At 39.4% G+C, this 13,291-nt stretch carries 12 protein-coding genes and 6 tRNA genes; 14 read left to right on the top strand and 4 right to left on the bottom strand.

Annotation, left to right across the window (positions count from 1 at the left end):
- Nucleotides 1-376: 376 nt before the first annotated feature.
- The 13 genes from ybgC to JQC92_RS10895 all read left to right on the top strand — a co-directional run bounded on the left by ybgC (nt 377) and on the right by JQC92_RS10895 (nt 6,856).
- The gene (ybgC, locus tag JQC92_RS10955) at nt 377-775 is read left to right on the top strand and encodes a tol-pal system-associated acyl-CoA thioesterase (RefSeq protein WP_204999692.1); all 399 of its coding nucleotides are present in this window, start codon (nt 377-379) and stop codon (nt 773-775) included.
- Nucleotides 765-1,454: a protein TolQ gene (gene tolQ / locus JQC92_RS10950; RefSeq protein WP_129947148.1), complete on the top strand. Its 690-nt coding sequence runs from the start codon at nt 765-767 to the stop codon at nt 1,452-1,454. The genes ybgC and tolQ overlap by 11 nt, the downstream gene beginning before the upstream one ends.
- Nucleotides 1,454-1,888, top strand: a complete 435-nt coding sequence (gene tolR / locus JQC92_RS10945) for a protein TolR (RefSeq protein WP_204999691.1) — start codon at nt 1,454-1,456, stop codon at nt 1,886-1,888. The genes tolQ and tolR overlap by 1 nt, the downstream gene beginning before the upstream one ends.
- Nucleotides 1,889-2,827 carry a cell envelope integrity protein TolA gene (gene tolA, locus JQC92_RS10940; protein ID WP_204999690.1) on the top strand — a complete coding sequence of 313 codons (939 nt, stop codon included), beginning with the start codon at nt 1,889-1,891 and terminating at the stop codon, nt 2,825-2,827. It abuts the gene before it with no gap.
- 40 nt (nt 2,828-2,867) lie between these two features.
- Nucleotides 2,868-4,202, top strand: coding sequence for a Tol-Pal system beta propeller repeat protein TolB (gene tolB / locus JQC92_RS10935; protein WP_204999689.1), 1,335 nt, complete (start codon nt 2,868-2,870; stop codon nt 4,200-4,202).
- A gap of 17 nt (nt 4,203-4,219) precedes the next feature.
- The gene (gene pal / locus JQC92_RS10930; RefSeq protein WP_204999688.1) at nt 4,220-4,759 is read left to right on the top strand and encodes a peptidoglycan-associated lipoprotein Pal; all 540 of its coding nucleotides are present in this window, start codon (nt 4,220-4,222) and stop codon (nt 4,757-4,759) included.
- A 43-nt stretch (nt 4,760-4,802) separates the two neighbouring features.
- Nucleotides 4,803-5,546: a tol-pal system protein YbgF gene (gene ybgF, locus JQC92_RS10925; protein ID WP_204999687.1), complete on the top strand. Its 744-nt coding sequence runs from the start codon at nt 4,803-4,805 to the stop codon at nt 5,544-5,546.
- Nucleotides 5,547-5,712: 166 nt separating this feature from the next.
- A tRNA-Lys gene (locus JQC92_RS10920) sits at nt 5,713-5,788 on the top strand.
- Between the two features lie 35 nt (nt 5,789-5,823).
- Nucleotides 5,824-5,899, top strand: a tRNA-Lys gene (locus tag JQC92_RS10915).
- A gap of 35 nt (nt 5,900-5,934) precedes the next feature.
- A tRNA-Lys gene (locus JQC92_RS10910) sits at nt 5,935-6,010 on the top strand.
- Between the two features lie 160 nt (nt 6,011-6,170).
- A tRNA-Lys gene (locus tag JQC92_RS10905) sits at nt 6,171-6,246 on the top strand.
- Nucleotides 6,247-6,656: 410 nt separating this feature from the next.
- A tRNA-Lys gene (locus JQC92_RS10900) sits at nt 6,657-6,732 on the top strand.
- 48 nt (nt 6,733-6,780) lie between these two features.
- Nucleotides 6,781-6,856, top strand: a tRNA-Lys gene (locus JQC92_RS10895).
- 35 nt (nt 6,857-6,891) lie between these two features.
- Here the strand turns inward: JQC92_RS10895 and JQC92_RS10890 are convergent.
- On the bottom strand, nt 6,892-7,218 hold the full coding sequence (locus tag JQC92_RS10890; protein WP_204999686.1) for a hypothetical protein: 327 nt from the start codon (nt 7,216-7,218) through the stop codon (nt 6,892-6,894).
- Nucleotides 7,219-7,708: 490 nt separating this feature from the next.
- Complete coding sequence (locus JQC92_RS10885) at nt 7,709-10,216, bottom strand: TonB-dependent receptor plug domain-containing protein (RefSeq protein ID WP_204999685.1); 2,508 nt, start codon at nt 10,214-10,216, stop codon at nt 7,709-7,711.
- A gap of 527 nt (nt 10,217-10,743) precedes the next feature.
- On the opposite strand from JQC92_RS10885, the gene JQC92_RS10880 reads away from it, so the two are divergent.
- A complete protein-coding gene (locus tag JQC92_RS10880; protein WP_129947140.1) occupies nt 10,744-11,127 on the top strand; it encodes a hypothetical protein in 384 nt (127 codons plus the stop codon).
- 7 nt (nt 11,128-11,134) lie between these two features.
- Here the strand turns inward: JQC92_RS10880 and JQC92_RS10875 are convergent, their stop codons facing one another.
- On the bottom strand, nt 11,135-11,695 hold the full coding sequence (locus JQC92_RS10875; RefSeq protein WP_204999684.1) for a hypothetical protein: 561 nt from the start codon (nt 11,693-11,695) through the stop codon (nt 11,135-11,137).
- A 69-nt stretch (nt 11,696-11,764) separates the two neighbouring features.
- Nucleotides 11,765-12,826: a 3-deoxy-7-phosphoheptulonate synthase gene (locus tag JQC92_RS10870; protein ID WP_204999683.1), complete on the bottom strand. Its 1,062-nt coding sequence runs from the start codon at nt 12,824-12,826 to the stop codon at nt 11,765-11,767.
- Between the last annotated feature and the right edge of the window lie 465 nt (nt 12,827-13,291).

The raw sequence follows: 13,291 nt of genomic DNA, 5'->3' as shown, positions 1-13,291 counted from the left end.
GCTTTGGTTATTCAACAAGCGAGAAAAACTATCTATTTGGATTAGAAAAACTAATGGAACTATTTTGTGTTAAATTAAAAATTTTCACCTCAAACCTTGATAGTAAAGGGTTTTGCTGCTGACTGCATAATTAGTCACTTCTGGTTACTATTAATTTAACTTGTGTTTTGGGTGAGGGTTTAACATTTTGAATAGAGCGTTAATTTTCATAAAAAAGTAATACTCAAATAAAAAGAAGAAGCAAAAGTGAGCATTATCAGTTCACAAAGAATTAACTCTTCGAAATACACCAGCAATCTCAGCAGAATCAATTCACAAAGCGCATCGCAATAGGTATAGTTAACGTTTTATTGTTTAAGAATCTTTATTTGGTTTTATGTTTTCTTGGCCTATTTCCGTTTATTACGAAGACACTGATGCAGGTGGGGTTGTTTATCACTCTAACTATTTAAACTTTTTTGAGCGCGCACGCACAGAATGGTTTAAAAGTTTTGGTATAAATCAGAGCAAATTGCTCAAGCAAGACATCGCATTTGTTGTTAAACGTTGTGATATTGATTTTAAAGTTGCAGCTAAGTTTGAACAAAATCTAATTGTGGTGTCTAAGATTATAGAAATGAAAAAAGCTTCAGTTACCTTCCAACAGTCTTTAGTTGATGACAATGGAAAATGTTACTGTGAAGCTTCTGTAGTTGTTGCTTGTATCGCATTATCAAAAAAGCGCCCAAAAGCAATCCCACAAAATATCGTTCAGGAGTTAATGAGTGCACGCTGATATTTCTTTTCTAGGCTTGTTTTTACAAGCGAGTTTACTTGTAAAGTTGGTAATGCTGACCCTTTTGGCTTTATCAGTAATGTCTTGGGCTGTCATTATTCAACGTCGAAGGTTATTAACGTCAGCTAAAAAACATTCCCTACAATTTGAAGACCGATTCTGGTCTGGCGTTGATTTAAATAATCTCTTTAAAGAGCTTTCTGCGAGAGGTGACGATAACAAAGGTATGGGGAATTTGTTTGTTACTGGTTTCAAAGAATACTCACGATTAATGAAAATCAGTGGCAATATGCCTGAAGCGGTAATGGATGGTACCGGCAGAGCTATGCGCGTTTCATTGTCGCGTGAAATTGATCAGCTCGAAACTCATTTACCGCTATTAGCAACCATTGGTTCAACAAGCCCATATATCGGTCTATTTGGTACTGTATGGGGAATCATGAATTCCTTTATTGCGCTGGGTGCAGTTGAAAACGCAACATTAGCGATGGTCGCTCCAGGTATTGCTGAAGCTTTGATTGCAACGGCAATGGGTTTATTTGCAGCGATTCCTGCTGTTATCGCTTATAACCGATTTACCACTCACGTTGAAAAGTTGGAAATGTCATATGTAAACTTTATGGAAGAGTTTTCAAGCATTCTTCATCGTCAAGCCTACAGCAAGAAGGAGCAGGCTTAATGCAGGTATATCAACGTAAGCGTCGTCGACCCGTCGCTGAAATCAATGTGGTGCCGTACATTGATGTAATGTTGGTACTGTTGATTATTTTTATGGTTACTGCACCGATTGTAAGTCAAGGTGTTAAAGTCGACCTCCCATCGGCAAAGGCTGAAGTTTTGCCTGCAGATAGCAAGCCGCCTATTGTTGCTTCCATTGATGCACAGGGTGACTATTTTTTAAATGATGGCGATGGTGCTGCAAGTGCTCCAAAAACATTAGAGAGTATTGCTATTTCTGTTGCTGCACTTATACAAATTGAACCAGAAAGACCGGTGGTTGTGAAAGCTGATAAGAATATTCCTTACGATCGTGTGATTCAATTGATGACAACATTGCAAAGCGCAGGTGTACCGTCTGTAGGACTTATGACTGATTCTCCGGAGGAGAAATAGATGGCCGATAAGTCTTCATTTTCAGTCCCTTTAATTGTTTCTTTAGTGGTTCATGTCGGTGTTATTGCTGCGCTAGCTGTGAGTGTTAATTTTGACGAGAAACCGAAAGCACTTCCACAAGCTGCTTCGGCTCCAGCCATAAAAGCTGTTGTAGTGAATCAACAAGAAGTTGAGGCGCAAATCGCTAAAATTCGCAAACAAAAAGCGGATGCTGCTCAACAAGAGCGTGATCGTCAAGCTGAAGTTAAGCGAAAGCTTGATGAAGCACGAAAAGCACGCGAACAAGAGCAGAATAAAATTAAAAAGCTTGAACAACAGCGCAAGCAGAAACAAAATGAAGCAGATAAAGCGGCGGCTGCAGCTAAAGCAGCTAAGTTAAAGCAGCAACAAGAGAAACAAAAAGCAGCTCAAGCTGAAAAGCAACGCAAACAAAAAGAGCAAGAGCGTCGTGTGGCGGAGAAAGCAGCCAAAGCAGCCGCAGATAAACGTAAACGTGAAGAAGCGGCAGCAAAAAAAGCGGCTGATGAGCGCAAGCGCAAAGAGGCTGCTGAACGAAAACGAAAAGCCGATGCAGCTCGTAAAGCTCAACAAGAAAAGGAGCTTGCAGATGCATTAGCGCAAGAGCAAGCGTCACTTAATAAAACGAGAAGTCGACAAGTATTAAGTGAAGTTGAAAAATATAAGGCGCTTATTTCACAAACCATCCAGCGTAATCTTGTTATCGACCAATCGATGCAAGGTAAAAGCTGTCGTGTAAACATTCGCTTAGCTCAAGACGGCTTTGTTATTTCTGCAAATGTACTTGGTGGAGATACCATTGTTTGCCGTGCTGCGAAAGCGGCTATTTCGAAAGCTGGTCGATTACCGGTTTCGCCGGATGCGAATGTTTATAACGAGATGAAAGATATAAATTTAAAAGTTTCGCCTGAAATAAATTAGTTATATTTTTGAAATTACGAGATTTCAATTGAGGATCAATATGAAAACACTTGGGAAGTGGCTATTTTTATTTATTGTTGTTATTTCAACACCAGTAAAAGCTGCATTAGATATTGTGATTACAGACGGCGTTGATGCAGCAAGGCCAATTGCTGTCATGCCTTTTGTTTGGGATGGACCCGGTCAAGCACCGCAACAACTTGCTGATGTTGTTAAGTCTGACTTAACAAGAAGTGGTACTTTTAGTCCATTAAATGGTTTGTCATTACCGAAGGGTAATATGAGTAGTATTGCTGATTTTACCAGCAGTCAGTGGGCGAGTGTGGAAGCAGAAGCGCTTTTAGTCGGTCATGTTAAACCGTATGGTAATGATAAATACCAAGTTAGCTTTCAATTGATTGATTTGATTAAGTCACAATTGCCACAAGATAAAAAGTTATTGAATCCACAAGATTTGGTACTTGATAGCAGCGAAGTGTTGATTTCTGAAAAGCAGTTTCGTTCATATGCTCATATGATCAGTAACAGAGTTTACGAGAAACTTACGGGTATCCGTGGTGCTTTCTTAACTCGAATTGCTTATGTCGTTGTTGATCGAAGTCAGCCATCACCATATCAGCTTATGATTGCTGACTATGATGGTTATAATGAAACCATGTTACTACGTTCTAAGGAGCCATTGATGTCTCCAACGTGGTCACCAGATGGTCGTAAACTCGCTTATGTTTCGTTTGAAAACCGTAAAGCTGAAATTGTTATCCAAGATATCTTTACTCAACAGCGCCAAGTTGTAAGTAGTTACAGAGGTATTAATGGAGCACCGAGTTTCTCACCTGATGGTAGAAAACTCGCTTTGACGCTTTCAAAAGACGGCCAGCCAGATATTTATATTTTAGATATCGCAACCAAGCGTTTACGTAGAATTACTCATCATTATGCTATTGATACTGAAGCATCTTGGTTCCCTGATGGTAAATCGTTAGTATTTACCTCTGAAAGGGGAGGTAGACCACAGCTTTACAAAGTGAATTTAGCGTCAGGCAAAATAAGTCGTCTTACTTTTGAGGGGGAATGGAACCTTGGGGGCGAAGTTACACCAGACGGTCAAAGTATGGTTTTTGTAAACCGCACTAACGGCAAGTTTCATATCGCAAGAATGGATTTGAAAACACGATTTATACAGGTTTTGACCAAAACTCATTTAGATGAGTCGCCAAGTATTGCGCCTAACGGCACTATGGTAATATATGGTACAGTATTCCAAGGAAAGCAGGTTCTCGCAGCCGTGTCTATGGATGGTCGCTTTAAAGCAAGATTGCCGGTCGGTCAGGGTGAAGTAAAATCTCCAGCCTGGTCACCATTTTTACAATATTAATTTAAAAGGAACAGATGATGGATCTGAATAAGACGTTAAAAGCTATGTTAGTAGCACTACCAGTTTTAGCGATCAGTGCATGTAGCTCAACTTCTGACTCAGAGTCAGCTCACGGAGCTGGTACAAATGGTACTAATGGCACTGAAATTAGCGGCAATGGTGTTGAAACCGGCAGCGCAAATGCGATTCTGACTCCAGAAGAAAGGCAAGCAAAACAAGAAGCTGAGCTTCGTCAAGAAAACATAATTTTCTTTAAATTCGACCGCAGTGCTATCCAAGGTCGTTATGCTGATATTTTACAAGCACATGGTAACTATCTTCTTGAGCACCCAAACGTAAAAGTGCTTATTGAAGGTCACACTGATGAGCGTGGCACTCCTGAGTACAACATCGCACTGGGTGAGCGTCGTGCTAAGTCTGTAATGAAGTACCTACAGGGTATGGGTGTGCAGCCAAGCCAAATGAGTGTTGTGAGCTACGGTGAAGAAAAACCACTTGATGATTCTCACACTGAAGCGGCATTTTCTAAGAACCGTCGTGCAGTTTTAGTTTACTAATATACTTAATCAAAACAGATTAAAGTAAGTCAGGAGTGACATAATGAAAAAAGCCGTATTACTTACGGCAATTTTCCTAAGCGTAGGCGCAGCACATGCTGCGCCTTCGCCTGTTGAGGATATTGCTGGTGGATCAAGTAATGATCGCCTTGCTCGTTTAGAACGAATTGTAAAAGCTCGCCAACAAGCGTCTTTGGAAACACAGCAACGCTTGGAACAGTTGCAACGTGAGGTACAAGACTTACGTGGTTTGAATGAGCAGCAGGCTTATCAAATTGAGCAAATGCTACAACGTCAACGTCAGCTTTATGATGAAATTTCGAAGCTACAGGCTCAGCCTGCTACCTCGGCTGTTTCTACTTCGACAGAAGCCGCAACAAATACAAATGATGTTGCTACATCTACTACTTTGTCTGAGACCGATAGTTATCAGAGAGCTGTTAACCTGGTTCTTAAGTCAAGAACGTATGATGAAGCTATCCCTGCGTTTCAAGAGTTCATAAAAACCTACCCTGATTCATCTTATGCTGCTAATGCTAATTATTGGTTAGGGCAGTTGTTGTTCAATAAAGGGCAACTCAAAGAGGCAAAGTCAGCGTTTCAAACTGTAATTAACAAGCATTCAGATTCTAGCAAGAGTCCTAACAGTATGATGAAGCTTGGCAAAATTGCCGAACAGCAAAATGATAAAGCACTTGCTGCACGTTATTATCGCCGCGTATTAAATGAGTACCCAAAAAGCTCAGATGCCATCCTAGCTAAAAAAAGCTTAGCCTCTCTTAAATAAATTGTGATCTTGAAGCGCTTTTTTGCTCTTCAAGATTAGAAAAAATACAGGCTTAGGCTGTTTTTCGGTCAAACAAAAAAAAAACCGATTATTGCACTTGCATGAGAAATGGAAAACGGTATTATAGGCGCCCTCAGCACGGCATGGCCGAGTTGATATAAAAAGTGGGTCGTTAGCTCAGTCGGTAGAGCAGTTGGCTTTTAACCAATTGGTCGAAGGTTCGAATCCTTCACGACCCACCATTTCTTGAACCATTCAGGAATTAAAACTAAAAGATGGGTCGTTAGCTCAGTCGGTAGAGCAGTTGGCTTTTAACCAATTGGTCGAAGGTTCGAATCCTTCACGACCCACCACTTCTTGAACCATTCAGGAATTAAAACTAAAAAATGGGTCGTTAGCTCAGTCGGTAGAGCAGTTGGCTTTTAACCAATTGGTCGAAGGTTCGAATCCTTCACGACCCACCACTTCTTGAACCATTCAGGAATTAAAACTAAAAGATGGGTCGTTAGCTCAGTCGCTTTCTTTATAAAGCTAGGGCAGTTGGCTTTTAACCAATTGATAGAAGGTTAAAATCCTTTACGAAGTACCATTTCTTGAACCATTCAGGAATTAAAACTAAAAAATGGGTCGTTAGCTCAGTCGGTAGAGCAGTTGGCTTTTAACCAATTGGTCGAAGGTTCGAATCCTTCACGACCCACCATTTCTTGAACCATTCAGGAATTAAAACTAAAAAATGGGGCGTTAGCTCAGTCGCTTTCTTTATAAAGCTAGGGCAGTTGGCTTTTAACCAATTGATAGAAGGTTAAAATCCTTTACGAAGTACCACTTCTTGAACCATTCAGGAATTAAAACTAAAAAATGGGTCGTTAGCTCAGTCGCTTTCTTTATAAAGCTAGGGCAGTTGGCTTTTAACCAATTGATAGAAGGTTAAAATCTTTTACGAAGTACCATTTCTTGAACCATTCAGGAATTAAAACTAAAAGATGGGACGTTAGCTCAGTCGCTTTCTTTATAAAGCTAGGGCAGTTGGTTTTTAACCAATTGATAGAAGGTTAAAATCCTTTACGAAGTACCACTTCTTGAACCATTCAGGAATTAAAACTAAAAAATGGGTCGTTAGCTCAGTCGGTAGAGCAGTTGGCTTTTAACCAATTGGTCGAAGGTTCGAATCCTTCACGACCCACCATTCCTTAATGTTGCATCTAGTCATTATTAGGAATTAAAACTACCTGATGGGTCGTTAGCTCAGTTGGTAGAGCAGTTGGCTTTTAACCAATTGGTCGAAGGTTCGAATCCTTCACGACCCACCATCTTGTTTATTTTCTGTTGAAATTCCATAATCAAATTAATATTCGTTTAGTTGATTATCAAGCTCTGATAAGTCATACTCGACTAGTTCTAATGCTGCTTCGTTACTGTACATTGCCTCAGCTTCAAGAATTTCTCGTCGAGGATTTTCCTGATCAAACCCTTCTAGACTGCTGTGACTTACAGCCGGACCAAGTCTGAAATTCGTTCTATCATTGTTCCATGAAACTTGATCGATATCCCATTGAGGGTGCTTAAATTTAGAATGAATGATGTATTCTGTAGGTATAGTATTTCTTGAGAAATACTCTTCAACAGTATGAAGAGTTGATCGACCAGTTCGATCACTGAATGATTTCTTCACGCTATTATTCTCTCTAGATCTGAAAATTGATGTAGCGTTTAGATGCGTATCTGTTGAGATTTCGAACTTTTTTGATTTTCCTTTATATGTTATTTCCATTGTAAATAGATTTGTTTTTTCTTGATGTCATTTGAATACAACTTTTTCAGTATCAATTAATCCTTGCAGTTGTTCTACCGATTTTATCGCCATAATATTATTAATCGAATGAGTAAAACTACTCTATAGCACCACAGTAACCATTCACCAGCCCCGTATTGACTTTTCAAATAAACAGTGAAACTTACTTGCGGGGTGGTACTTGTGTCACAAAACAATGGCAAGCTTGTAGTTATAAATGCCAATAAACGGGAGTTTGAGATTGTCAATACCCCTCTGGTGAATGCTTACGCACCACATACCATTTCTAGATTAATTAAATTTTGTTAATCAAAAAAATGCACAAAAAAGCCCGCTTGGAAAGTGGGCTCAGATACATAATTAAACAGGATTACATTTTATAAGTTACACCCATGTAGAATTGGCGTCCAATAGTGTCATATACCTCAGGAACCGTTCCCGCATCGTTTCCTTGGTAAATGCTCACAGGCTTTTCATCAGTAAGGTTTTTGATACCTAGTGTGGCTTTAAACTCATCTGAGAGGAAGTAGGTCGCAGCAACATTGTGATAAAGCACAGACTCTGCTTTCTCATCGTTAAGTAAGTTTGTCATTTCACCTAGGTAACGATTTGAGTAAGAAACACTCCAATTCTCAGCTTTCGCAACGATATTAAAATTATTTTTGTATTCTGCGTAACCGCCGTAGTTACCACTGATGGTACCAGTGTAATCAACATCGTCTTGCTCAAACTTAATTAAATGAGTGGTATCGTTATTAATTCTCCAGTCTAATCCCAATGCTTCAAATTGATATTGAATATTCATATCAATACCGCTGGTGTCTTGATAACCTACGTTTGTTAAAGGGCTCGTTAGGTTATTTAAATTGCCATCTGGAGTGATATTAAATGTTTCGCACGCTGCAACATCACCTGCGAAGCATTGATTTAGTCCAACCTGCACGTCCATACGAGCGATAGCATTGTCGATATTAAACTTCCACCAGTCTAATGTCAGTGATAAGCCTTCAATTGCTTCTGGTGAATATACAAAACCTGCTGTGTATGAAGTGGACTCTTCTGCAGTGAGATCTGCGTCAGAGGTATAATTCACAAGGATTTGCGGATCCTCTTCATTTCCCCACGGATCATCCAAGTAATCAAACGAACCAACATTACCACCGAATAGTTCACTAACGTTTGGTGCTCTAAAACCAGTCGCTGCAACGGTTCTTAACATTAACTCATCTGTTGCTGCATAGGTGAGTCCCATTTTCCAAGTACTTGCATTACCGAATGTGGAATAGTCATCAAAACGAAGTGCAAATTCACCTGTCAGTTTTTCACTGAATGGAATGCTGAGTTCTTGGTAGACGGAAATAACATCATAGCTGCCTTTGGTTGGGTCCTGTTGTGCAGATGATCCTTCACCACGCTGAACTATTTCGTCCGGAGTGAAAAAGCCACTATCACGGCGATATTCAGCACCAATTGCATAACCAACAGCACCTGCATCTAGGTCAAAAGCTTCACCACTAATGACTGCAGAAACCAAGTGTTGGTCATTACCACCGTCTGCAACTTGTGTATAGCTGACGTCATTGATGTGAGCGGAATTATCACCATAGAACCAATCTTGTTGGTTTTCGTAGATGGAGTTTTCCATGTTTACGGCATTGATTGAGTTGTATACCTTGCTGGTTGCATCATTACGACCGTATGTGTACGACAGATCCCAAGTAATGCCTGTATGAACATCGATGAGACCTGCTAAACCAAGAGAGGCACGAACAGTATCTGTTTCTTGTTGAGAAATACGGCTACCAGCATTTGTCATACGCTGACGATACTCAATTTGGCCATTGTTTGGTTCGATTCCACCATCGGTCATTTTTTGATCAAGAGTGATACATTTAGCGGGATCTACGTTTTCTTCACCACAAACATCCAACATTACCGATGCTGGTTGTGGTGCCATCATTTGTTCTGATTCACGTCGAGTGTAAAGAAGATCACCCGTGAGAGTAATTTCGTTATCCAGTTCATTAACCATGTTGGCAAAGAAACTGTACTTTTTACTTGGAGTTTGTAACCAGCTATCTTGTGTGTAGTCGTAGCCTTCAGTACGAGCGACCCAATTTCCATCTTTGTCTTTGACTTTTCCACCCAAAGAACCTTCAGGAACAAAAGAACTTGAGCCAGCGGGTACCCAATCACGGTCGCCTTGCATTGCACCTTTTCTATCTGTGTACGACAATCCGAAAGTATAATTACCTGTATCTGTATTGAAGCCGTATAAACCGCTTAATTCAAGGTTTTCAGCGTCACTTTCAGAACTGATACTACCGTTTAAATCTACCTGTAACCCTTCAAAGTCTTTACGAGTAATGATGTTAACCACACCCGCAATCGCATCTGAACCGTAAACCGCTGATGCACCATCTTTTAAGATCTCTACACGTTGAATCATAGCTACAGGAATTGTGTTCAAGTCAACTGCGCTGTCTGCACCGGTACCTGAACTGACCATTCTGCGTCCATTTAATAGAACCAGAGTTCGGTTGGCTCCCATACCTCTTAAGTCTACCTGTGCAGAGCCACCTGAACCGTTATTCGATGTTGCACCAAGTGCCGCACCTGCCATAGAGGGTTGTGACTGTAAAATCTCATCAACAGACGTGTAACCTTCTGTACGAATAGTTTGAGAGTTAATCACTGCTACTGGTGATGCAGTTTCCATATCTTGGCGTTGAATGCGTGAGCCTGTAACTTGGATACGTTCAACACTTGCAGCTTGTTCATTTTCTACTTCAACTTCGTCTGCAGCAATGGCAGAATGACTGATTGAAGCGAAAAGTGAAATTTGAATTGCTCGAGATAAAACTGAATATTGTTTCATTTACGAATCCCTGAATATTTATAATTTTTATGTTAACCAACTTTGATAAATATGCATTCTGAACGAAAGCTGAATCAAAGATTGATTGATAATCCTCGCTTTTATAGTGTTTGGTCAATTCACACATATTTAACTTTTAATATGAGTTTGTTGTAAATTTGTATGCAATAAAATCGACAATTTATTAAGGAGCTTGGTTTTTTTATGAGAGATTAATTGAAATGCTGCTCGCATTGATTGAATTGTATACCATTTCATAAATTAGGATTCTGTATACGTTCTACAAAAAAATTACATCAATACAATCAGAAGCGTGATCGATGTCACAAAAATAATTGTTTATGGTATCTTTACATTGTTTGTTTTTGGTGAAAATATTTGTTTTATTGCAACATAAAAGAAATAAATTTGTTTAGACGGTATGTTTTAGTTTTTTATCCTTTATTTGCAGTAGTTGAACTAAATAGGTGTAAGTGTCTCAAATGTTGGTATAACAGTTTAAAATATGGAAAACAAAAGGTAACGTTATGAATAAGAAGCTTTTACTGTCGTTAGGTCTATCATCAATGGCCTTTTTAACCGCTTGTACAAACGCCATAGAGCCCACCAAGACAAAGGTTTTTATAAATGACGGAGCAAAGCAGTGTTTTGGCGGAGGGGTGACTAAAGAGCAAACAGCTCAGAAGCTTAAAGATGATGGTATTCAAGTTTATGATTCTAGTTGTGGGAAGATACAAGGAATGATGACGATAGCTGTTTGCGGCGGGCCAACATTATCTATTAACGTTCATACGATTAATTCTGAAGACATAAAGAAGGCTGAAATGCTTGGCTTTAAGCCTGTTTCAACGTTGAGAGATGGTTATCTTGAAGGCTGCAAACAACGCACAGCCAAACCCGTCACTCACTAAGTCATTCTTATTTTATTTCATACCAAGTACGCCTCATGATGTCCCAAACTTCACTAGATTGGGGCTGAGCGCTTGCTGATGCCATCAGATGTAAATTTCCATTTTGCAATTTTTGTTCCAACTCGATAATGATTGAAAGTTGTTGGCAATGATTAAAGCAGTCATGAAAATTGAGTGTTGCATGATAATTGGTTTTGTAACCCTGAATTTGCAATACTTTAATATCTGAATGAGTTGCTGTTGTTTTTTTATTTGCCGAAGTTGCTGAAAAAAGACCTTTGTAATAAGCCTCTAATAGTGTTTTCAGTTCTTTCTTACTGAGTAGTGAATTGTTATCAAGCTTGAATAAAAAGATATAACTAAAATAATCAGTTGAAGTAGGCTTGAACATGCCTGGAGCGAATTTGAGCTCTTCAAATCCTTGGTAAGTAATACTCGGTGCAAAGTCTAGTGGTAACTCAAGTTTTTCATATTTCCAAGACTCTAGAGTCGATTCGATTGAAATATCCTGTGCTTGAGAGAATGGTGCCAAACAAATGAGCACCCAAAATAAAAGGTATTTTTTCATTATTCTTATTCTTATTCTTTTTACATAAAAAGAGCGCTGATTAGCGCTCTTGAGTACCAATTAGTATAATTACTTTAATTGGTTAATTCTATCTTTACTGGCTTTAGCAAGACTACGAATCAGTTTTTCTGAATCGTCCCAGTGAAGGCAAGCATCTGTAATGCTTTTGCCATAAGACAAAGGTTCACCCTCAATGACTTTCTGATTACCTTCTTCAATAAAGCTTTCAGCCATAATACCAGCGATGGCAGTGCTACCATTGCGCATTTGCTGCATGATATCGTCAGCCACTGATAATTGATTTTTATGTTTTTTCTGGCTATTTCCATGACTAAAATCAATCACTACTCGCCCAAATAAACCAACAGAATCTAGCTGGCTTCTTGCATGCTCGATATCTTCTGCTGAATAGTTTGGCTGAGTTCCGCCACGCAAAATAATGTGACCGTAAGGGTTACCTGAAGTACGGAAAACCGACATCGCACCCTCTTTATCAGGGGAGTAGAAGATGTGTGGCTCTTTCGCTGCTCTGACTGCATCAACAGCAATTTGTATATTGCCGTTAGTACCGTTCTTGAAACCGACAGGGCATGAAAGTGCTGAAGCCATTTCACGGTGAATTTGACTTTCAGTTGTTCTTGCGCCAATAGCTCCCCAAGTAATGAGATCAGCAATATACTGACCATTTACCATATCAAGAAATTCAGTAGCGATAGGAAGCTTTAGCTCAGTAATTTGTTGAAGTAAGTGGCGAGCTTTTCTTAATCCTTTATTAGGACTGAAGCTTCCATCAAGATCTGGATCAGAAATCAGACCTTTCCAACCTACAATAGTACGCGGTTTTTCAAAGTAAACACGCATAACGATGCATAAATCATCCTTTAACTCATGATGAAGTTTTGCTAAGCGTTTTGCATAGTCTAGCGCTGCTTCAGTATCATGTATTGAGCATGGACCAATGATTACAAGTAACCTTTGATCTTTACCTTCGATAATGGCTTCAACTTCACGTCTTTGCTGAATTAAATAATCAGCAGCATGATCTGTAAGTGGATATTCAGAAGCTAATTGTGCAGGTGAAATAACTTTACAAAGTAACGAAGTACGTAATTCGTCAGTCTTAATGGTCATTAAAAATCCAAACTGTCTTACGGCACTAACTGCCAGATTGTGTGGAATTATAACGAATCGTGTTGTGAAGCACAGCGATTATTGTGTTTTTAATAATCAGCTGTGCTGTTTTTTTGTTTTAGTCGGTCTTTTTCTGAAGATTTATTACGAGTACTTATCTATCTGATGGTAAATCCATGAGTTTTATCTTGAATTTTCCCGCATTTATTTTAGTGACTAAAGAATGATTGCTGTCTCTTGATCAGATCTCAGAGCATTTCTCCGTCAGCTAGCATTTCTTTCGCCATCCTATATCCAACGACATAAGATTGAAGGGTATCCCAACCTTCCCAAATCGTTTCTCAGCCTGCTATACCTGTACGTTTAGTATCTGTAAAACCACCCAATTTAGCCAGCGATTGATAAGCCCACTTTAGGCTTGGAGTATCTTTGCCATTCCAGCCCCTTGGCTTTTTCATCTTCATT

Source organism: Parashewanella hymeniacidonis, assembly GCF_016900895.1.
GTDB classification, from domain to species: Bacteria; Pseudomonadota; Gammaproteobacteria; order Enterobacterales; family Shewanellaceae; genus Parashewanella; species Parashewanella hymeniacidonis.
Note: the sequence above shows the minus strand (reverse complement) of the source record. Positions and strands in the feature narration are given on the sequence as shown.